Source organism: Parasphingorhabdus sp., assembly GCF_036963805.1.
GTDB lineage: Bacteria > Pseudomonadota > Alphaproteobacteria > Sphingomonadales > Sphingomonadaceae > Parasphingorhabdus.
Map to the genome: position 1 here is coordinate 297990 of NZ_JBALUN010000003.1, position 20821 is coordinate 318810.

Annotated in this window: 18 protein-coding genes; 7 read left to right on the plus strand and 11 right to left on the minus strand. The window is 52.6% G+C overall.

Annotation, left to right across the window (positions count from 1 at the left end; translation table 11 throughout):
- Positions 1–78: 78 nt before the first annotated feature.
- Complete coding sequence (locus V7676_RS11380; protein WP_335659890.1) at positions 79–1569, plus strand: lipopolysaccharide biosynthesis protein; 1491 nt, start codon at positions 79–81, stop codon at positions 1567–1569.
- Positions 1570–1608: 39 nt separating this feature from the next.
- Here V7676_RS11380 and V7676_RS11385 read toward each other — a convergent pair whose 3' ends face one another.
- Positions 1609–2607: an adenosine kinase gene (locus V7676_RS11385; RefSeq protein ID WP_335659825.1), complete on the minus strand. Its 999-nt coding sequence runs from the start codon at positions 2605–2607 to the stop codon at positions 1609–1611.
- Between the two features lie 106 nt (positions 2608–2713).
- On the opposite strand from V7676_RS11385, the gene V7676_RS11390 reads away from it, so the two are divergent.
- A complete protein-coding gene (locus V7676_RS11390; RefSeq protein WP_335659826.1) occupies positions 2714–3412 on the plus strand; it encodes an EI24 domain-containing protein in 699 nt (232 codons plus the stop codon).
- A gap of 1 nt (position 3413) precedes the next feature.
- Positions 3414–3779 carry a hypothetical protein gene (locus V7676_RS11395; protein ID WP_335659827.1) on the plus strand — a complete coding sequence of 122 codons (366 nt, stop codon included), beginning with the start codon at positions 3414–3416 and terminating at the stop codon, positions 3777–3779.
- On the opposite strand, the gene queG is transcribed toward V7676_RS11395, so the two are convergent.
- Positions 3757–4905 (minus strand): tRNA epoxyqueuosine(34) reductase QueG, encoded by a 1149-nt coding sequence (gene queG, locus V7676_RS11400; protein ID WP_335659828.1) that lies wholly within the window; start codon positions 4903–4905, stop codon positions 3757–3759. The two genes, V7676_RS11395 and queG, sit on opposite strands and share 23 nt — an antisense overlap.
- Positions 4906–4949: 44 nt before the next feature.
- On the opposite strand from queG, the gene V7676_RS11405 reads away from it, so the two are divergent.
- From V7676_RS11405 to msrB, 4 genes are all read left to right on the plus strand, one after another.
- Complete coding sequence (locus V7676_RS11405; protein ID WP_335659829.1) at positions 4950–5930, plus strand: ABC transporter ATP-binding protein; 981 nt, start codon at positions 4950–4952, stop codon at positions 5928–5930.
- Positions 5927–7126 (plus strand): ABC transporter permease, encoded by a 1200-nt coding sequence (locus V7676_RS11410; protein ID WP_335659830.1) that lies wholly within the window; start codon positions 5927–5929, stop codon positions 7124–7126. Before V7676_RS11405 ends, V7676_RS11410 begins: the two co-directional genes overlap by 4 nt.
- Before the next feature lie 133 nt (positions 7127–7259).
- The gene (locus tag V7676_RS11415; protein ID WP_335659831.1) at positions 7260–8573 is read left to right on the plus strand and encodes a cytochrome P450; all 1314 of its coding nucleotides are present in this window, start codon (positions 7260–7262) and stop codon (positions 8571–8573) included.
- 81 nt (positions 8574–8654) lie between these two features.
- Positions 8655–9173, plus strand: coding sequence for a peptide-methionine (R)-S-oxide reductase MsrB (gene msrB, locus V7676_RS11420; RefSeq protein WP_335659832.1), 519 nt, complete (start codon positions 8655–8657; stop codon positions 9171–9173).
- Between the two features lie 12 nt (positions 9174–9185).
- On the opposite strand, the gene V7676_RS11425 is transcribed toward msrB, so the two are convergent.
- The 9 genes from V7676_RS11425 to V7676_RS11465 form a co-directional block, all read right to left on the minus strand.
- Entirely contained in the window at positions 9186–9569 is a 384-nt protein-coding gene (locus V7676_RS11425) for a VOC family protein (protein ID WP_335659833.1), read from the minus strand.
- A gap of 50 nt (positions 9570–9619) precedes the next feature.
- Positions 9620–11407: a hypothetical protein gene (locus V7676_RS11430; protein ID WP_335659834.1), complete on the minus strand. Its 1788-nt coding sequence runs from the start codon at positions 11405–11407 to the stop codon at positions 9620–9622.
- A gap of 2 nt (positions 11408–11409) precedes the next feature.
- Positions 11410–12780, minus strand: coding sequence for a sulfatase-like hydrolase/transferase (locus V7676_RS11435; protein WP_335659835.1), 1371 nt, complete (start codon positions 12778–12780; stop codon positions 11410–11412).
- The gene (locus tag V7676_RS11440) at positions 12777–13229 is read right to left on the minus strand and encodes a GtrA family protein (protein ID WP_335659836.1); all 453 of its coding nucleotides are present in this window, start codon (positions 13227–13229) and stop codon (positions 12777–12779) included. Before V7676_RS11440 ends, V7676_RS11435 begins: the two co-directional genes overlap by 4 nt.
- A 5-nt stretch (positions 13230–13234) precedes the next feature.
- A complete protein-coding gene (locus V7676_RS11445) occupies positions 13235–14809 on the minus strand; it encodes an NAD(P)/FAD-dependent oxidoreductase (RefSeq protein WP_335659837.1) in 1575 nt (524 codons plus the stop codon).
- A 126-nt stretch (positions 14810–14935) separates the two neighbouring features.
- Positions 14936–16501 (minus strand): amino acid permease, encoded by a 1566-nt coding sequence (locus V7676_RS11450; protein WP_335659838.1) that lies wholly within the window; start codon positions 16499–16501, stop codon positions 14936–14938.
- A gap of 192 nt (positions 16502–16693) precedes the next feature.
- On the minus strand, positions 16694–17914 hold the full coding sequence (locus V7676_RS11455; RefSeq protein ID WP_335659839.1) for a hypothetical protein: 1221 nt from the start codon (positions 17912–17914) through the stop codon (positions 16694–16696).
- 104 nt (positions 17915–18018) lie between these two features.
- Entirely contained in the window at positions 18019–19275 is a 1257-nt protein-coding gene (gene nhaA, locus V7676_RS11460) for a Na+/H+ antiporter NhaA (RefSeq protein WP_335659840.1), read from the minus strand.
- A 424-nt stretch (positions 19276–19699) separates the two neighbouring features.
- Positions 19700–20776, minus strand: coding sequence for an NAD(P)-dependent alcohol dehydrogenase (locus tag V7676_RS11465; RefSeq protein ID WP_335659841.1), 1077 nt, complete (start codon positions 20774–20776; stop codon positions 19700–19702).
- Positions 20777–20821 lie beyond the last annotated feature (45 nt).

A 20821-nucleotide genomic window follows, 5' to 3' on the forward strand; every position in this document is an offset into this window, starting at 1 on the left:
CAGCCGGAGAGAATATTTTTGACTAGCCCGGAATCTTCAGGTGCCTCAGCAGGACAATTTCCCGACAAGGGATCTGCGATGGGCGAGGCGTCCCGACCTGCGGATCAAGAAGACGGCCAAGAGGATATTGCCGCGCTTGCCAAAGGCGGCCGGACCAATATTTTTGGATTTTTACTACGACTGGCGGCGCGCCTGCCCTTTTTATTCATTGCAGGGCGCATTTACGGCGCCGATGCTCTGGGCCGCTTTGCATATGCGATACTGATCGTCGAATTTGCAGCACAGCTCGCAACACTAGGTCTAAAACGTGGACTTGCCGAACAACTCAGCGGCACCGACCGACCGCATGTCCATGTCGTGTGGGATGGCCTACTCGTCAGTATGTTTGCATCGATGCTGGCTGCCTTATTATTAATATTCATCCCACAAATCATGTTTCCAAACAGCGACATCAACGGTTTCGACCGGTTTTTGCCGCTCGTGATTTTTGCAATAGCGGGCGCCGATATTGCGCTGGCGGCGCTCGCCTATCGCTATGATATTGCCTCTACCGTGCGCGCGCGTTCCATTATCGAACCTTGGACAATCAGCATCGCAGCCTTTCTCTTCTCCTATTACTCACTGCGGGATGGATTAATATTATCCTATGTCGTCTCCATGCTGGCGGCATCCGTCGCATCGCTCTGGCCATTGTTCAAAAGCTATGGTTTCCCTTGGGGCTGGCGGCCCAAACCGCTCGCCATTGCCAAGCTAGCCCGCCACAATATGCCATTGGCAGCAGCCGACGCCGCAGAGTGGGGATCGCGGCGACTGGATCTTGCCATTCTCGGCCTGTTTGCTTCCCCTGCCATTGTTGGCATTTATTATATTGCGCAGCAGGTCGCCAGCCTGCCGCAGAAACTCAAAACCAGTTTTGATCCGATTCTGGGTCCAGTCATTACCCGCAATTTGGAAGCGGGCAATATGAAAGCCATTGCCAACCAAGTTAGTCAGGTCGGTTTCTGGATAATTGCAGCGCAAGTCGGCATCGCGCTGGCTTTGGCGATACCGGGCGAAGCCGTCATGGGCTTGGTTGGTCCCGGATTTGTTGGTGGTACTGGTGCACTGGCGTTTCTATTGGCGGCAGAGGCCGTTGCAGCGACGGCCGTGGTGAGTGAAGCGGCATTGGTCTATATTGCCCGGCACCGGAACCTACTCATCTCGCTATCAATGCTGATTCTGCAAGCCGCCTTAAGTGTCGCTTTCATCCAGATCTGCATCCGATTGGGATGGCCACCGCTATTTCAGGCGGCCGCAGTCGCAGCCGCCCTGATGGTCGCGCTGGCTTATGCCTCAGTCGTCAAAGCGGTCTTTCTATCGAAACTGCTCGAGGCGCCTGTAAATGGTTGGCGCTGGTCGCTAATCATAGCGGTAGTGGTCGCCACGGCCGTCGGTTATCTCGCGACCTATTTACCGGAATGGGCCGAGCTGATTGTCGGTATCCCGATGATATTGGGCAGCTATGCCTGGATCATCTGGAAATGGGGCTTCGGACCGGAAGACCGTAAATTATTCAAGATGAAGAGTTGAGAACACCGCCCTGCAAGGCCCTCACTCTGAGCACGTTTCTTAGCCCAAACGCTGCTTGACCAATTCCCTCAAATCCGCCTCTGGACGTGCGCCATAATGCGAAATCACTTCGGCGGCGGCGACAGCGCCAATGGTCAAGCAATCTTCCATAGACCGCTCTTCAATATATCCGCTGAGGAAACCGGCCGCGAATAAATCACCCGCGCCAGTGGTATCGACAATTTTTTCAACCGGCTCTGCAGCCACAGCATATGTCTTGCCGCCCTGAACCGCGATTGCGCCTTGTTCGCTGCGTGTCACCACCAGCGTTTCGACTTGTGCTGCGGTTTGAGCGACAGCCGCATCAAAATCTTCGGTTTCACACAGAGATTTAATTTCTGCTTCATTGGCAAAAAGTATGTCGATCATTCCGTCTTTGATCAATCGGGTAAAATCATCGCGGTGACGCTCAATGCAAAAGCCGTCTGACAGGGTGAAAGCAACTTTGCGCTCATTCTGACGGGCTATATCAATTGCCAATGCCATGGCCGCTTTCGGCTCTTCGGCATCCCACAAATAACCTTCCAGATATAAAATTGCACCACTGGCGATCAGGTCAACATCCACAGCTGCAGGCGGAAGAAACTGGGACGCTCCCAAAAATGTATTCATCGTACGCTGCGCGTCTGGCGTCACCAAAATCAGGCAGCGTGCGGTTGGCGGCTCTTTACCGAGTGGCGGCACATCGAAATCGATTCCCGTGGCCCGAATGTCGTGGGTAAACACTTCACCCAGTTGGTCATCAGCAACCTGCGCGATCAGCGCGCATTGACGGCCCAAAGTAGACGCACCGGCCAAAGTGTTGGCTCCTGAACCACCACTAATTTCCCGGGCAACGCCCATATCACGATAGAGCTGTTTAGCGCGTTCCGCATCGATCAGCGTCATCGCCCCTTTATTCAGCTGCTCCTCTTCCAGAAACGCGTCGTCTGCCTGTGCGATCACATCAACAATCGCATTACCAACGGCAACAATATCATAACGGGCTTCGGTAGTCATAAAAGGTCCTTAATATTGGGAGCGGATAGCGCCGTTCGTTACGGGTTAGGTGCGGTCGGTTCAAGCAGAATTGACCCGAACCGCGTTTCCGTGACATGGGTTAGTAATGATCAGCGCATTTCTATTATCCATTACCCAGCTATCGGACCGGCGCATATTGTGGCTGCTTCTGAAAACCTTCCTGATTAGCCTGCTATTATTGGCGGTATTCGGGGTGGGCGCTTATTTCCTGCTGGTCTGGTTGTTTTCTGTAGCCGATTGGGGAGGTGGTGGGTTCGCAGCCGCAGCAACCGCTGCCATTATAACGATATTGACGGCCATTTTTCTGTTCCGCGTCATCGCGATATTCGTGCTCAATATATTCTCCGACGATATTGTCGATGCAGTCGAGGCGCGCCATTATCCCGGGCGTGCGGAACTGGCTAAGCCGCCGGGCTATATTCTGGGGGTGAAAATGGGGCTGGCTTCGGTGGGCCGCGCCATCGGCTATAATCTGCTTGCGGCGCCCCTATATATCTTGCTGCTCGTTACAGGCATTGGCGCGCCCCTTGCCTTTTTCGCGGTCAACGCCATACTGATCGGACGCGATTTACAGGATATGGTGGCTGCACGTCATGTTGATGATCCCGCGCGGATCGATGAAAACTGGCGGCTGAGCAAATTAACCCGTTTTGGCCTCGGTCTGACCACTGCGCTGTTGCTCGCCGTCCCATTTGTCAATTTTCTTGCACCGGTTTTGGGAGCCGCTATGGCTACCCATCTCATTCACAAGAAACGGGATGCTGGCCCAGAAGAAAGCAACTGACATGATCCGCAAGCTTATCATATTATCCGCCCTGTCGTCTCTTGCAGCCTGTGTATCGACCGGCGCCGTAAAATCCCCGGCGCTGCCCGCTACTAACGCGTCACCGCTCAATAATATCCATGGCCTAGAACTCGTTATGGGCAAAACAGCTGACCAGTTGAAGCGATTATTCGGAAATCCTCAGGCGGATGTTGCCGAACCTCCTGCACGAAAGCTACAATTTTCCAGCGGCGCCTGTATATTGGATGCCTATCTCTACCCGCAGAAAAGCGGCGGCGAAGGCCATGTTACCCATATTGATACCCGCCGCAGTGATGGCGCAGAAGTTGATCGGGTATCTTGCGTCAATGCGCTGCGGCAACGCTAGTTTCGGTTGATCGCCATTCCAGTAGCACGTCGGGATCAGGCTCCTTTGACAGGCGCACTTCTTTCTCGTGATCGAATTGGTTGCGATCAAGCTGCAATAAAGCCCAGACGGCCGCGCCACGCACGACTACATTCTCATCATCCAACAATGCCGTAACCGCCGGAACCAAAGTGGCATCTGCGCTATTACCTGCGGCAATCAAACTGTTGCGCACTATCCGGTTGCGGCCTGACCGTTTGATCGGAGATCCGGAAAATATCGTCCGGAAACCAGCATCATCCATCGCGAGCAAATCCGCCAAAGCTGGCGCAGCCAATTCTGCCCGGGGTAAGAAAGCCTTGTTTGCCGCCGCTTGGTCGGCAAATTTATTCCACGGGCATACCGCAAGACAGTCATCACAGCCATAGATGTGATTGCCCATCGCCTTGCGATATTTTGTCGGTATCGGCCCCTTATTTTCAATCGTCAGATAGGAAATACAGGCCTGCGCATCGAGCCGATAGGGTTCGATAAAGGCGTTGGTCGGGCAAATATCCTGACAAGCAGAACAACTGCCACAGCGGTCTTTACCGCCCATCGATGGCTCCAGATCAAGGGTCGTGTAAATAGCCCCCAGAAACAGCCAACTGCCATGGTCGCGGCTCACCAAATTGGTATGCTTGCCTTGCCAGCCGAGACCAGCTGCTTCGGCCAGCGGTTTTTCCATCACAGGTGCGGTGTCGACAAAAACCTTTACCTCACAATCGGAATTTTCCACCAGCCAACGCGCCGTATGTTTGAGCGCACGTTTGACGACATCATGATAATCCTTGCCCTGCGCATAAACGGATATCCGGCCATGATCAGGAACTTTTTCGAGCGAAAACGGATCATGCGCGGGCGCATAGCTCATCCCCAGCATGATCACAGAACGGACGTCTGGCCATAGATTTTGCGGGCTTGCGCGTTCGTCTGCGCGGCCCTCCATCCAGATCATGTCACCATGCTGACCACCCGCAAGCCAGTCCTGCAATCGCTGCGCCGTAACGGGTGCCAAAACGGCAGGCGCAATGCCAAAGGCAGCGAACCCTTGCTCCCGCGCCATATTCTCCAAATTTTTGGTTAATCTTAACTTGTCATCCGCCATAAGAGGCCACTATCAATCACAGCGTCCCAATAGGAAAGCCGTAAATGACTTCCAGCGCACTCAAGCCTATCCCCGCCAATGCTATCGAAGCCCGCCAGATCGTTAAAAGATTCGATGGTGAAACCGCTGTCGACGGGATTGATCTAACGATTAAAAAAGGCAGTATTTTCGGCATATTGGGCCCAAATGGCGCAGGCAAAACCACGACATTACGGATGCTGCTCGGAATAATCGATCCAGATGAGGGCGAGCGTTTCCTGCTCGGTTCTGCCGATCCTATCAGCAAAGCGCATCAGGTCGGTTATCTTCCGGAAGAACGCGGTCTCTATCAGTCCATGAAAGCCTATGATGCGATCGCTTTCATGGGCGCATTGCGGGGACTGCCTCTAGCCGAAGGACGAAAACGCGGCCGCCAGATGATGATAGATCATGGACTGGGTGACGCGGTAGACAAACAAATACGGCAATTGTCCAAAGGCATGGCGCAAACCGTGCAATTGTTGGGAACGATTGTACACGATCCTGATCTCATCATATTGGACGAGCCGTTTTCCGGCCTTGATGCGCTGAACCAAGGCAAGTTGGAACGGCTTATCCGTGGACAGGCGGACAAGGGTGTGACGGTTATTTTCTCCACCCATGTCATCGCCCATGCTGAACGACTGTGCGAAGATATTGCAATTATTGCCAATGGCAAAATTCCTTTTACCGGAAAAGTGTCCGCCGCTCGCGACCGGCTGCGCCCGCAAGTGCATCTGGAAACCCGCAATCTGGACGGACCTTGGCGCGCCGCCATTCCGGCCGATTGCCTGCCGCTCGGGCATAACTGGCACTTCACATTGCCGGAAAGCGGGGTCGAGCCATTGCTCCGCGCCCTGATAGAGGGTGATGCCGGTATTGAGTCCCTGTCCATTGAACGCCCCGGGCTACATGACGCTTTCGTCCATATTGCCGGTGAAGCGGCTGCAAAGAAAATGGAAGAAGATAATGCCACTGAGGCCGGATTGCAGGGAGAATCCGCATGATCGAGACCATCAGAGCCGCTTTTGTCATCGCCCGCCGCGATTTTAGCGCCATCATATTTTCCAAATCCTTCTTCTTCTTTTTATTGGGACCTCTTTTCCCGCTGATCATCGGCGTTGCCGCCGGCGGTTTGGGTCAACAGGTTCGAGACGATATTGACCGGCCGGTTATCGGGGTCGCATTAGAAGCGAGCCAGTCAGCAAAACTGGTTGAGGCACGGACCACATTGTCAAAAAATCTGGGCAATGGGGCTTTCCCAGAACTGCTGCTATTGCCCAACGTCCATCCGACAGATCCCGAAATAAAGGCGAAGCTCAATAAAGCTTCCAAACCCCTGACGGCCATTGTTTCAGGGTCACTGGAAGCTCCCGTGCTCACAGGGTCAGCACCGGATGTCAAAAGGTGGAGCGGCAAAATTGCGCTTTTATCCGAAACAGCCTTGTCCGGTTCAAATCCGATCACGGTAAAGGCCGACTTTGTCGGTACAACCGGCAGCTCCAAGAAACGCACCCAAATTGCAACGGCGCAAGGCGGCCAGATCATATTGATCCTGCTCACTATGATCTTGGCAGGCATGGTATTGTCCAATCTGGTGGAAGAAAAGACCAACAAGATTATCGAAATACTCGCAGCAGCCATCCCGATGGACGCCATCTTTCTGGGCAAGCTTTTTGCGATGCTGGGCATGGCCTTGGTCGGCATTACCGTCTGGACGACATTAGGATTTATCGGCGTTACAGTCATTAATGCCGGTATCCCCAACCTTGCGGCGCCGGCCGTTGGCTGGCCGCTATTCTGCATTCTATTGGTGCTCTATTTCTCCATGGCCTATTTGCTCTTGGGTTCGTTATTTCTGGGCATTGGCGCGATGGCGACCACAGTGCGCGAAGTCCAGACGCTTTCGATGCCCGTCACCATGGGGCAGCTTTTGGTCTTCTTCCTCGCCGCCTATACCGTGACCAAATTAGGTGAACCCATTGAATGGTTCGCTGTGCTGTTTCCGTTCAGTTCGCCCTTTGCGATGATTGCCCGAGCCGCGCAGATGGACAATATCTGGCAACATGGACTAGCGCTGATCTGGCAAGCAATGTTCACGTTGATAATCATCCGCTTCAGCGTGATGCTGTTTCGCCGCAATGTCATGAAAACGGGCAATAGCGCCCGTAAAAAAAATCTGTTTGCCCGGATGCGCGGCTGAATTTCGGCATCTCAATATCATGAGACTCTAGCGGCTCAACGAAATATCATTGACATTACTGTCAATAAAGGCAGACTAAACGGGTTTTTGGAACGCAACCGATTGTACAAAAGTGCAACGGCAGGAGAGAATCATGGCCACTAACCCGGTAATAAACGCGTCGACCCTCACCACGTCCCCCGCAGCAGCAGATGCGCTGGAGGCTTGGTATAAAGACAATCCCCCGCATGCCGATGCCGATGCTAATCCACGGGATGTCAGCCGTGCCGCTCTGTACAGCAAAGACTTATGGCGAGCGCCATTTGCCGAGATGCGGGCCAATGCACCGATCAATAAAGTCGAAAAATCGACTTACGGGCCGTATTGGAATATATGCGATCATAAAACGATTCAGCATGTCGAGGCGCTGCCTGAAATCTATTCGTCCGATGTAGAATATGGCGGCATTACCATTGCCGACAACCGCATGGATTCGGATTTTCAATTACCGATGTTCATCGCCATGGACCGGCCCAAACATACGGGCCAACGCCGCACAGTCGCCCCTGCTTTCACGCCGACAGAAATGAAGCGAATGGAGAAGGAAATCCGGCACCGGACCGCCGAAGTGCTGGACAGTCTGCCATGGGACAGGGAATTTGACTGGGTCGATAAGGTTTCAATCGAGCTGACCACCGGCATGCTTGCCATATTGTTTGGTTTCCCTTGGGAAGATCGATGGATGCTGACCTATTGGTCGGATTGGGCCGGTGATGTGGAATTATCGAATGCACCGGAACTGGATCAACAGCGCCAGAAAATTTTATACGAAATGGGAGCCTATTTCCAGAACCTCTGGAACGAACGCGTAAATGCAGAACCCACGCCCGACCTGATATCGATGATGATCCACAGCGAAGCCATGAAGGACATGGATCCGATGGAATTTATGGGCAATCTGGTGCTGCTGATCGTCGGCGGCAACGACACCACGCGTAATACCATGTCGGGCCTTGCTTATGGTCTGGATCAATTTCCAGATCAGCGCAAAAAACTTCAAGAAAATGAGGAACTGATTCCCAATGCCGTGCAGGAAATAATCCGCTGGCAGACACCCCTTGCCCACATGCGCCGCACGGCAACCCAAGATACGGACCTGTTCGGTCATGCAATCAAGAAGGGCGACAAGATCATCTTGTGGTATATCTCCGCGAACCGTGACGAGACTGTTTTTCCTGATGCTGACAAGTTGATTATCGACCGTGAAAATGCCCGCCGTCATCTGGCCTTTGGCTATGGCATTCACCGCTGTGTCGGGGCGCGTCTAGCCGAATTACAGATCCGCATCCTGCTCGAAGAAATGGCAAAACGGCGTATGCAGGTCAATGTGACGGGCGAAACGAAGCGCGTCCACGCCTGTTTCGTGCATGGTTTCAGAAAGATGCAAGTAACGCTTTCCAAATATTGATCAGTTTGCGTTCAGGCCCCAAAGTGTAACCATCTGGTAAGTCGCACCGAACTAAGTGTGAACGACACGGGAAGGCACGGCATGGCAATTCTTAACAGACGCAAGATGATGACAACCGGATTGATCGGTGTGGGCGCCTATGGCGTCGCCAGCCTAAGCGGCATTTTCGGCGGTGGCGCCATTGCCAAGGCTGGCAGCCCGTCCGGGCAGAAATTCAAGATTACACGCACAGACGAAGAATGGAAAAAACGTCTTGGCCCCGCGCGCTATCGTATCTTGCGTGAGGAAGGCACTGAACGCGCCTATTCCAGCCCGTTGGACAAAGAAAAGCGTTCAGGCATATTTGCCTGTGCCGGTTGCAATTTAGGGCTTTATTCCTCCAAAATGAAATTTGATAGCGGCACCGGCTGGCCGAGTTTCTGGGCGCCGATAAAGGGACGCGTGGGAACATCGACGGATTATAAAATCGGTTATCAGCGCACCGAAGTACATTGCAGCCGCTGTGGTGGTCATCTGGGGCATATTTTCAACGACGGTCCAAGACCAACCGGCAAACGTCACTGTATCAACGGACTTGCTCTAAAATTCATCCCCGCCTGATAGCGATTTGTTTTAACTGCCTGCTTCTGGCACTTCTATCTGTTGCCAGAATTCCAGCTTGATCCCATCACAATCGAGGGTCCAGGCAAATTTTCCATAGCCTTCATCCACTTGACCAAGAATTTCCAGCCCTTTTTCCCTAAGCTGTTCGACATAGGCGTCCAGATCATCAACGCGCAAATTAATCATGAATTTCGCCGTGCTTGGCGCCAGATAGTCGCTGTCCAAAGGAAAATGACTGATGAGACTATAGGGATTATGCCCCTTTTCGTCAGACCAGCTGAGCATCGGACCATATTCGCCGTCCAAGCCCAGATATTCCTTGTACCATTTCCGCGTTGCGGCCGGGTCCTCTACCATATGAAAGATACCGCCCAAACCGGTTATTCCTGCCATTTCCTTCTCCGAAACCCACATTCCGACAATGCGCGCGCCGTTATTATATTTTACACGCCGTTACGCAAATCTTTTGGGACGACCCGCCAGACAATTAAGCCACTGTCCCGTAAATGGACAGATTTTAACCATACGAACTTTTCCTTTTTGGATAGTTTTGCCCACAGACCATCAGGATGCCTATTACCATATAAGTTGAGCTCTGATGTATCCGGACAGGCCACAACATAGCGGATATTCCGCGCTTCGATAAGATCGCGGGCTATGTCGGGTGCGGATGTAAAAATGCGGATTTGATCGGCCATAGCGGTATCATTGCGGTGATGACTGGTCGCTAATATATTATGCGGCGTCAGCACCAAAATCTCGGGACCATAATCAAAAGGTGCGATAATGTTGGACCGCGGCAACGCATTGAGGCGCTCCAGTGATTCCGTCGAATCACATGCCGGCTTGCCTTCCAAGGTCAACATAGCTGCGTCATCGCCATCTTCATCACCGCTAATGCCGGCGACCAGACCCAGAAATAGCGGGCCGGGCAAGATCAAAAAAACCACCGCCGCCGTCGCCAATATCCGGCTGACCGGGCGCTTTATCTGGCGAGCGCCCATAAAAGCGTGATGGACTCCCCAACCTAAGAACGGCAGCGCATAAGCTGCTGCAACGGCTGAAGCGCGCAGCACCAACAAGGACATGATAAATGCCCAAATCAAAGCATAAGCTAATAGAAACAGCTTATCATTGTCAGCCGCATCGGGTCGTCGCCATTTGATAAACACCAGACAGCCAAGACCAACGACGATCGAACCTCCAAATAGAGAGACAGCCTCTCTCACCGGCTGATCCCAGATCGGCAATCCCTCGCGCACGTTAACCAGCCAATAGTCCCGCACCAACGGGTCTAACTGTCCAAAGGCGCTACCAATACATTGCGGCGCGCTGACATAAAATACGCTCAGAGCAGCTATTCCAGCGACAACTAAAGCAATCAAGCGCACCAACCATGAACCGGGCGCAAATTTTATTGCGGGCAAAATGACAATCGCGCCAGCGGCACATGCCATTAAATGGGCAGGCGATATCGCATCACAATAGTTAAGCGCCACATCGAACTGGCCATGGTTACCTAGGTAGAGCAATGTGCTGCCGCCGAGAAATCCGGTGAGAGTCCAGAACAGTCGGACACCTTCGTCCAACGAAATGATCCAGCGCCAAGCTAATAATGCAATAAAAGCGACCGACAGGGGAAGACCTTCGAGCGAGATCGCGAGCCACAGCGCCAACGCAGAGCCCATGAGGACGCCCGCCTTGCGCTTATCCGGCCAGAACATGGTCCACAAAACAACCAGTGCCAGCACAATTTGCCACCCATGATGATCGATCAGCATGGGGCGGAGTTGAGCGACAACGGGAACGGCAGTCGCAGTCAAAGCGGCAGACAGCAGCGCAACGTTCCGATCAAAAAGCTCCTCGGTGATTTTCGCAACCAGCCACATGGAGATACCAAGACCCACCAGAGGAACGATCACCATGGCTGCAATTTCAGCAGCAGCGGGGCCGATGAGCGGCCGAAACATCACCACAACAAACGCCAATGGCAACTCAATCAGCCGCGGCCAATGCATCGGTTGGCTATCCGGTTCGGCAATACGGTATTGGGTCGTATCAAACCAGCTTTGACCGCCTAGCCAATCGCGCAATTGTACCTGCCGCAATTGATCATCCGGTCCCCAGCCACTGCCGGAAACAATCTGGTCGAAGGATACGAAAATCAGTACCGCACACACGGCGAGCCAGATTAGCAATATTGGAAGATTGTCACGCAAACGCTCGGTCACGGTCATATCCCGGTTTCTGACTTTCCTTTAGCCTTTAGATAAAGCCATGGCACCCGTTCCGGATCAAATTGCGAGCGGTTATGCCGGTCATAATAGGGCGGCATATGGTCACCGACGATCAATATGTCCGATTCAGGAAAATCACTGGCGGTAATTTCATTCACCAAGGCTTTGTCAATATCATCAAATATCGCAAATTGGCGGCAAATCATCGGAAATTCTTTCGCCAGTTGCAGTGAGACTTTTGAACAATCATCGACATCTAGATTAAGGCCTGTCGGCACAGGCAAATGGGTATTGACCGTCAACCAATACAGAAACGTAGGCTTTTTCGCCTGCTTCAGGTTCTCCGCGAGCATTGCGGGGATCTGCCGGTCACAAGCGCCGGCAAACACACCGCCGCACCATTCCGCACCTTTTGCATGAAGCTCTGCCCAAAATTCGCGTTTTTGGAAGCCGATATTCGGATACCATTCGGCACGCTTGAAGAACTCCCCCTTAAAGCTGTGCATAGCATGAGTGGCATAACCTTTTGTGGCCAGCATCGCTGGCAGACAGTTTAATTTTGCTGCATCGGCTGGCTCAAGCAGTTCGTAATAATCGCCCCATTGCCCGCACATCTCTCGAAATTCGCCGGACGTCGTGCTGTTATAATAGAGGCTCGTTCCTTTACTCACATCATAGCGGGCCTGAATCGCGCTATTATTATAATAGGCGAATAATTTGTCTGACATGGCTTTATTGTGATGGGGCACACCCAGAGATTCAACGATGATCAATACCAGATGACGCTTGCCGTCAGCCCGTGTGGCAAAACCGGATTTTTGTGTGGCTGATTCAAAATCGGCACCTGCCGGCGCCTCACGGAAATAGTGGCCGCGCATACTTTGACCCATGGCATAATCGGTTCCGGCGAGCCCGAATATCAAGGCGCCGCCCAGCAGAATATAATATGGCTTCGCAAAATTTGTGTCCCGCTTAAGCAGGAACCAGCTGGCGATTAATATCGCCAATATTACACCGGCGGCCGCAATATATTCTGTCGAATTCGATGGCTTAATTTCTGCAAAAAACTGCATGGAGTAAAGGAGCGAACTCATTCCCAGATTGAACAGACCGGCTACAAATGACAGAATGGAATAAGCCATGACGGCGGTAAAGGCCGCCCACTGAATGACACGCGGCATGCGCTTGACGACCAAGCCAACAAGGCCCGCTACCGCAATTTCAAAATAGCGCGGCGGAGCGCCCACGAACCACATAGCAATGAAAGGAATATTTGCAAGACCCAGCCAGATCAATGCCCAGTTGAGAAACTTTATGAGTTCTGCTGACAGTCTGCCTCGGGGAGCTTCCATTGTAATTGCAGTCACCGGAATACTCCAAATTTACGGGTCAGATAGACCGCAAAGAAACTCACAAAAACTGCTGCACCCTTAGCGATGACAGGCAGTGTTCCGAGATCGGTCAGCCAGCTCACAATGCTAACAGTTATTCCAAGACCAAGCACAGCCGTGCCGATAAAGCCAAGCCGTTGCAATTGCAGCGCGGAGCCGGTTTTAGCTTTTCCAGGAAAGACGAAGCTTGATGAAATCAGCCAGTGAACAATTATTCCAGCGGTATAGCCCGCCGCAGAGGCCCATCCAGGATCAAAAGCAAATGCGACCAGAACCATGAACAAGGCGACATCAAAGGCGAGGCTAACAATACTCGCCAGTAAATAGCGGGTGATGGAAAAACGGTTCAGAAAAGCCAGTGGCCTAGGCAGATTTCCTACCCAGACCCCGACGGCAGACCGTCTATCCTGACCGCTGCGTTCCACCTTGCTTACGCCGCCTTGGAAGGTTTAACTTCTGGTACGTCACCTTCAATCCGAGTGGGAACATCGCGCATGCTGTCCAATGCAGCCGCCCGGTCTTCAGAAATCACGGTCTCTGCGCCTTCATTACCAGCTTCATGATATTCGGCATCTTCGTTGACGTTCCACACATTCCATTTGCGGGTTCCGGCTTCGATATTTTCAACCGTCAACATTGCTGTCATCATCGCGTGATCCTGGTTATTATAGCGATGCATGCCGTTTCGGCCAACCATGTGCAGGGTCGGGAAACGCGCTTCGAGATCGTCGCGCATGACAGCGACATTCGCTTCATAGCTATCATCATAAACCGGATAGGCTTTTTCCTGACGCACAACCGCACCGCCGATGACATCTTCTGGTTTACACAGGCCAAGGATCGCCATTTCTTTCTTGGCGAGTTCAACTAGGTCTTCATCAGAAGACGACCACAGGCCATCATTTTCAAAACAAAAATATTCAAGCCCGACACAAGCAATGGACTCATCCGGAACCATTTCCGGCGACCAGCTGCGGAAATTCTGCACGCGGCCAACCTGAACGCGGTCGTCATGAATATAGATCCAGTTATCGGGGAAAAGATCGTCAGATTTTACCTTCAGCGCCACCGTCAAGAAGTCGCGATAGTTAAGATCCTGCGCTTCCGGAAGAGACTTTGGCAGCGGGTGAATACGGGTGGCCAGTTCGCGCATCGGCGCAGAGCTAATCACATGTTTCGCATTGATAATGGTCTCGCCATCTTCGGTCGAAGCCGACACGCGCCAGTTGCCATCGGCATCCTGCGCGAGCTGTTTCAAGCTGTGGCCCATGAGCACTTCGTTGCCCTTAGACTGCACAAAATCGCGCGCCGCATCCCACATCATGCCGGGGCCGAGGCGGGGATAGCGGAAAGTTTCAAGCAAAGTCTTGGTTTCCATACCATCATTGGGCTTCTTGTTCAGGCCCAATGAGCGTTTTAAACCATCGACAACCGCGCCCCAAAGGCTGAGGCCCTTGATCCGCTGTGCGGCCCAATCGGCGGACATTTCGTCGCAGGGCATGCCCCAGACTTTCTCGGTATAGGTTTTAAAGAAAATTGAATAGAGCTTGTAACCGAATTGATTGACGGTCCAGTCTTCGAAACTCTTCACATTTTTATTAGGGAAGACCTTCGCCTTGCCATAGCTGAGCATACACAGCGTGGAACGCCAGACGCCCAAATTCCACAAAGCTTCAAAAGCCCGCAGTGGATAGCTGTAAAATTTACCTTCATAAAAGATGCGGCTCATCCGCGGACGCTGAATAAAATCATCGGGGAGGATCTCATTCCACAGATCGACGACTTCCTTGGATTTTGAAAAAAACCGGTGCCCGCCAATGTCGAAACGAAAGCCTTCATGCTCCACCGTCCGGCTGATCCCGCCGACATAGGTCGGGTCTTTTTCGATCACCTTGACGGTGTACCCTTTTTTGCTGAGTAGATAAGCGGCGGTAAGCCCTGCTGGTCCTGCGCCTATAATGGCTACATCTACGGGGTTATTAGAGGGTGCTTTCGCTTCAGTCATAAATCCGATCCCTGTTCAAAAACACGGCACTCGACAGCGCCAGTTCAAGTTTCAGAAACCGGAGTGAACGAAATTGGTTAGCGATAAGTTAACAGGAAGCGTAAATTTGCCGAGAATCGAAACAGATTATGCTTCAGGTAATGGCGGTATTGGCTGCGGTGGGGCATCCGAATCGGTTTCATGAACTTCGACCAATCCGCGTGCAACATGGCTCTTTCGATACCCATAAGCGAAATATAGCAACAGGCCGATCCCGCCCCAGACCGGGAGGACCAGCTTCGCTTCCAGCGGCAGATTATAATATAGCCCGACACAGCCCAATATTGCGAGCGGAGCCACTATCCAAACCAATGGTGTACGAAACGGACGATGCCTGTCCGGCTGGGTCCGGCGCAGAATAAGCACAGCAATCGCGACCATGAAAAAAGCAAAGAGCGTACCACTGTTCGAAATGTCCGCAAGCTTCCCAACCGGCAGAAAGGCGGCAAAGAACGAGACGGCGACACCCGTAATCATGGTCACGATATGCGGTGTTTTCCATTTGGGGTGAATCGCCGCGAGCTTCTCCGGGAGCAATCCGTCACGCGCCATCACGAAAAATATCCGCGTTTGCCCGAACAGCATGATGAGAATGACGGACGGCAATGCCAGAAACGCAGCCAATCCAATGGCGTTGCCAAATGCCGGATGACCAATAGAGCGCAGGACAAATGCCAGCGCTTCATGGCTGCAGACGAGGGGTTCATGTCCTGCCGCCAGCAAAGTTTGGCACTGGGCTGCAAATTCAGAACTGCCGGGGGCCAGCACATTACCAGCCACGTCGATCAGCGGCTGCGCACCCACGGTACCAATGGCACCGGCGGCGACAAGCAGATAAAATACCGTACAAATGGCAAGACTGCCGATCAGGCCGATTGGTACATTGCGCTGCGGATTTTTCGTTTCCTCGGCTGCTGTCGAAACCGCGTCGAAGCCAACATAGGCAAAGAAAATCGATGCAGCCGCTCCGACGGCACCGAAACCGCTACTTTCTCCAAACCAGCCATTAGGCAGGAAGGGTTCGAAATTCTGTCCTTGCATCATGGGTATGGTGAGGACGATGAAAACAGTCAACGCCGTAACTTTGATCGAGACCAGCACGGCATTGACGCGTGCGCTTTCGCTCGTGCCAACCATGAGTAGGACCGTAACCAGCAACGCTATCAACAAGGCTGGCAGGTTGATGAAACCACCGGGCGCATAGCTGCCGATGGTCAGCGCGGTGGGCAAATATATTCCCGCATTTGCGAGCAATCCGATAAAATAGCCCGACCAGCCTACTGAAACAGCGCTAGCCGCCACCGCATATTCCAGAATCAACGCCCAACCGACCATCCAGGCGAGCAGTTCTCCCATCACGGCATAGGTATATGTATAAGCGGACCCGGAGACCGGCACCATTGAAGCCAGTTCGGAATAGCAAAGCGCCGCGACTGCGCAAACCAGACCCGCGATCACAAAGCTCCACATCATAGCCGGACCGGCCTTTTGCGCCGCTTCTGCCGTCAACACGAAAATACCGGTGCCGATGACAGCGCCAACGCCCAACAGCGTTAATTGAACTGCACCAAGTGACCGGGTGAGTGATTTTTTCTCCGCTGTGGCCAAAATGGCATCGAGAGATTTCACACGTCCGAAAAGATTGAAGGCCATAAGACAATATCCCCGAAAAAACATCCAAGCACGATGTCTGCGGCAATGATAAAATCTATATTTCAGCCGTGACTTTTCGCCATTACGCCGATTTTTCAAATGCGCAATAGCAATTCGTTTATGCTCAAAATCCTATGATCAAATTATCCATAAGCCTTTGTTATATAATTTATTTTATTGAGATCGAACTTATTATTGACCGGCGCCCTGCATCAAATCCCGCGGTAACATCGGCTCACTGAGCAGCTTCTCCATCGCTTTCCAGCGCCACACTGGTGCATCGCCCTGCGCCTCGACCCAGCTCTTCACCATGTCCTGACCCAGGCCATAGTTGATCACATAGCTGCGATATTGGTCGTTAAAGGATAGGGATTGCCCGGCCCGTTCGCGACTGACGAGTTGATATTTCTGGATCAGCGTCAGTGCCTCTTCAGATGAAATATTCTTGTCGAGATAGGCCTGCGCTATCGTAAAGCGGGCGCCTTCGAGCTCGCCGAGGGCCTGCTGTAATTCGAAATAATCTGCTGCTTTGGCCGGATCGAGACCAGCCAATGGATAGAGAACATCCCGTTCAAATATCAGCCGCTCTTCTCCCGGGAAAGCCAGATCAATGCCATAATTCGCAGATCCTTCGGCAATCAGGGATTGCGGCGAATAGAGCGGATAGATGGAAAATTCCGGCCAGCCACGCTCGCGCGTCAGCCGTTGTTCGAGCAGCATATTAAAGACATGATGGCCCGGATAGCCTTCGTGACAGCCCAGATCGACAGCGCGGCTGATGCGAATGGGCAGATCTGTGTTGATCTGGATCAGGCTCTGAAAACCGCCCTGATAATAATTATATCCGCTCCAGCTTTTTCCGGTGACAAATTCCATCTGGAAATTTTCACCGGTCGGCAGCGTGATATGCTTCGCCGTCCGGTTTTTGCATTCCGCAATGGCCGCATCAAAAACGGGTTTCAGGCGGTCGGTCGCGATGGTGAAACGCTCTTGATAGGCCTCTACGCGCTCATGCAACGGCCCCTCACCGGGAACCAGCGCCGTGATTTTCGCAAGCGCAGCGTCATAATCACTCAGCGGCTTAAACACCGGCGTGACACCAAATAGCCCCTTAGCCTCTGTGACAAAAGGCAATGTCTCACCCGAGATCATAGCATGGCGCGTCTGGGCGGCTTCGAGCTGCGCCAACAGAAAGCGTTTTCGGGCTTCAACCATGGGGTCGTCACTAATGGGAAGCACATCAATACGCTCCATCAGGCGAATTATATCATTGCCCAATTCCACTAGGGAACGCGGATCGGTTTTGGCCGCTTCGGCCCATGCCGGATCACCATAATAGGCATCGACATAACCCGCTTCTTTTTCACCCATAGCGAGTGTCAGCTTCACATAGTCCTCAGCAATGGCATCCATTTGCGATATCTCCGCAGAGTTATCGGCCGCGACCGAGATAGGTGCCGGCCGCTCAACACAGCCTGGAAGAGTTGATAGCGCCAAAATAAGGGCAGCAACTGCCTTCAAAGAACCGCCTTCAGCTGCTGCGCCTCTTCCTCGTCGAGCGATTTAAGATGCTTGTCCTGCGGGGCAAAGCGCAGGATACAATATCCGGCTATGGCGGACAGGAATGATCCGCCCAACACACCAATTTTCGCTTCCTCAATCAAAAGCTGGTTTCCGGGAAAAGCGAGCGCACCGATGAACAGGCTCATGGTAAAGCCGATACCGCAAAGCATGGCGACGCCGTAGACTTGCAACCAACTGGCACCGCCTAGCCGGCCCGCAAATCCTGTCTTTACGGCTATCCAAACTGCTGCAAAAATGCCGATCTGTTTGCCAAAGAAAAGACCTGCCGCAATGCCGATCGGCAATGGCGCAAAAATCTGCTCCATCCCGATGCCTTCCAGCGAAACGCCAGCATTGGCGAAGCCAAAAACCGGTACGATGAAAAAGGCACTCCATGGCGCGATGCCGTGTTCCAGCCGGTGCAAAGGCGAATCTGTCGCATCTGGCGCGCCCGGCGTCACCACAATCGGAATTGCCAGTGCTGCAAGCACCCCTGCTATCGTCGCATGGACACCAGACAGCAAAACTGCATACCAGAGTAGAGCAGCAAAGATTAAATAGACGGGCAGAGATTTCACACCCGCCTTGTTCATTGTGTACATAATTCCGAGGATTACAGCCGACGCAAGCAAGGCCGCTCCATTAATTTCCGCCGTATAAACGAGTGCGATAATCGCCACAGCGCCCATATCATCGACAATTGCGACCGTTACGAGAAACAGTTTAAGCGACGTCGGTGCACGCGGCCCGAGCAGCGCCAGCACTCCAATAGCAAACGCAATATCCGTCGCCGCCGGAATGGCCCAACCATTGAGGAGCAAGGGAACATCCCGAACCACCGCCAGATATATAAGAGCTGGCACTGCCATGCCCGCTGCTGCTGCCAATATGGGCAAGCGACGCCGTTCCCACGTATTCAGACGGCCATCGACAAATTCCCGCTTAATCTCCAGCCCGACGAGCAAGAAAAATATCGCCATCAGACCATCGTTAATCCACAGATGTGGCGTCATCGGTCCCAGCTTTTTCGACAATACCGGCCCCTGCAGCTCATGCAGGATGTGATGGTACATGTCATAAAGCGGGCTGTTCGCAACAATCATCGCCAAAGCTGCCGCAACCATCAGCAATATACCACCCGCCGCTTCGCTTCTCAGAAAATTCCGTAGCGCAGAATCGGTACCAGTTCGCGCTTGCTTATCAGGGGACATAAAAGGCCTTTTGCTATTCCATTTATTTCATAACCCATGCGCAGACGCGGCTGTAAAATCAAGGGGCAGTATCGGTTTCCTGCCAATCGGAACATAAGGTTTCGATAGCCAGAAAGGCTAATTCCTTATGTTGAAGCGCTCAACCGGAAAGTCGCTCACTCCACTTCATTGGCTGATAGGTCTTTGAAATACCCGAATGCAAGAGGACTGTCCGGATGTGCATATTGCTTTTTTACAACAAGCTTTTCGCGAGCCAGTTGTTAGATAGCGAGCGGCGGCTATGCAATTGGTTGCAACTTGTCACGATTTTGGTGCCATAAGATGGCGCTTGATAGCGATCACAATATCCCGACATCGGATATTGAGAACGAACCTTCATAACCCTCCGCATTCTTAAAAACTGAGTAACAGTGCTGAAATACCATCAAGGCTGAATTGCGATTTTCAACACACCGTCACGTTGATTTGCGAACAAATCATAGGCTGTTTCAATATCGTCGAGCGAAAAATGATGGGTTACAAGCCCACTGGCATCGACACGGCCGGCCCCGATCACATCCATTAATCTGCGCATACGTTCTTTGCCACCCGGGCAAAGCGTGGTGACAATCTTATTGTCTCCCAGACCCGCTGAGAAGGCATCCAGAGGTATTGTGAGGTCCTCGGAATAGACCCCGAGCGAAGACAATGTTCCGCCGGGCCGCAATACCCGCAAGGCGCCTTCAAATGTCTGTTTTTTGCCCAAAGCTTCGATCGACACATCAACCCCGCGGCCGTCGGTAATCCGCATAATCTCATCCACCGGATCGACCTTACTGAAATCGACAACATGATCCGCACCCATGCTGCGTGACATTTCCATCCGCTCGGGAATCGACTCCACTGCGATGATGGTTGTAGCGCCCATCATTTTCGCACCTGCGGTTGCACAAAGCCCAATCGGGCCCTGAGCGAAGATAGCAACCGTATCGCCAATTTTAATCTTGCCCGATTCTGCACCACTAAACCCGGTCGACAGGATATCAGGGCACATCAGCACCTGTTCGTCAGTCAATCCGTCAGGCACCGGGGCAAGGTTGGCCATCGCGTCGGGCACCTTAAGATATTCCGCCTGAGCGCCGTCAATCGTGTTCCCGAACCGCCATCCGCCCATGGCTTTCCAACCATGGCCCGTATGACCGCCACATTGAGAATGAAAACCGCACATCGAGGCATAAGATGTGCCGGTTGGCGTAATTGCGCCAGCGATGACGCGCTGACCTTCGGCAAAACCCTCAACAGCGGATCCGAGTTTTTCTATGATCCCAACAGGTTCATGGCCAATTGTCAGGCCTCTTTCTACCGGATATTCACCCTTCAATATATGGATATCGGTTCCACAAATGGTAGTTGTTGTAATCCGGATAAGCGCATCAAGGGGCCCAATGTCGGGAATCGGCTTTTCACCAAGAATGATCCTGCCGGGCTCAATAAAAATCGCCGCTTTCATATGGTTTTCCATTGGGGACTCCATCGCAATTTAAGACTGGCCCGCACAATTAAGGAA

What these genes read in the sequence shown, in the direction of transcription:
- V7676_RS11380 (WP_335659890.1), top strand. Translation starts at nt 79, where the DNA reads ATGGGCGAGGCGTCCCGACCTGCGGATCAAGAAGACGGCCAAGAGGAT.
- V7676_RS11385 (WP_335659825.1), bottom strand. Translation starts at nt 2,607, where the DNA reads ATGACTACCGAAGCCCGTTATGATATTGTTGCCGTTGGTAATGCGATT.
- V7676_RS11390 (WP_335659826.1), top strand. Translation starts at nt 2,714, where the DNA reads ATGATCAGCGCATTTCTATTATCCATTACCCAGCTATCGGACCGGCGC.
- V7676_RS11395 (WP_335659827.1), top strand. Translation starts at nt 3,414, where the DNA reads ATGATCCGCAAGCTTATCATATTATCCGCCCTGTCGTCTCTTGCAGCC.
- queG (WP_335659828.1), bottom strand. Translation starts at nt 4,905, where the DNA reads ATGGCGGATGACAAGTTAAGATTAACCAAAAATTTGGAGAATATGGCG.
- V7676_RS11405 (WP_335659829.1), top strand. Translation starts at nt 4,950, where the DNA reads ATGACTTCCAGCGCACTCAAGCCTATCCCCGCCAATGCTATCGAAGCC.
- V7676_RS11410 (WP_335659830.1), top strand. Translation starts at nt 5,927, where the DNA reads ATGATCGAGACCATCAGAGCCGCTTTTGTCATCGCCCGCCGCGATTTT.
- V7676_RS11415 (WP_335659831.1), top strand. Translation starts at nt 7,260, where the DNA reads ATGGCCACTAACCCGGTAATAAACGCGTCGACCCTCACCACGTCCCCC.
- msrB (WP_335659832.1), top strand. Translation starts at nt 8,655, where the DNA reads ATGGCAATTCTTAACAGACGCAAGATGATGACAACCGGATTGATCGGT.
- V7676_RS11425 (WP_335659833.1), bottom strand. Translation starts at nt 9,569, where the DNA reads ATGGCAGGAATAACCGGTTTGGGCGGTATCTTTCATATGGTAGAGGAC.
- V7676_RS11445 (WP_335659837.1), bottom strand. Translation starts at nt 14,809, where the DNA reads ATGACTGAAGCGAAAGCACCCTCTAATAACCCCGTAGATGTAGCCATT.
- V7676_RS11450 (WP_335659838.1), bottom strand. Translation starts at nt 16,501, where the DNA reads ATGGCCTTCAATCTTTTCGGACGTGTGAAATCTCTCGATGCCATTTTG.
- V7676_RS11455 (WP_335659839.1), bottom strand. Translation starts at nt 17,914, where the DNA reads ATGGATGCCATTGCTGAGGACTATGTGAAGCTGACACTCGCTATGGGT.
- nhaA (WP_335659840.1), bottom strand. Translation starts at nt 19,275, where the DNA reads ATGTCCCCTGATAAGCAAGCGCGAACTGGTACCGATTCTGCGCTACGG.
- V7676_RS11465 (WP_335659841.1), bottom strand. Translation starts at nt 20,776, where the DNA reads ATGGAAAACCATATGAAAGCGGCGATTTTTATTGAGCCCGGCAGGATC.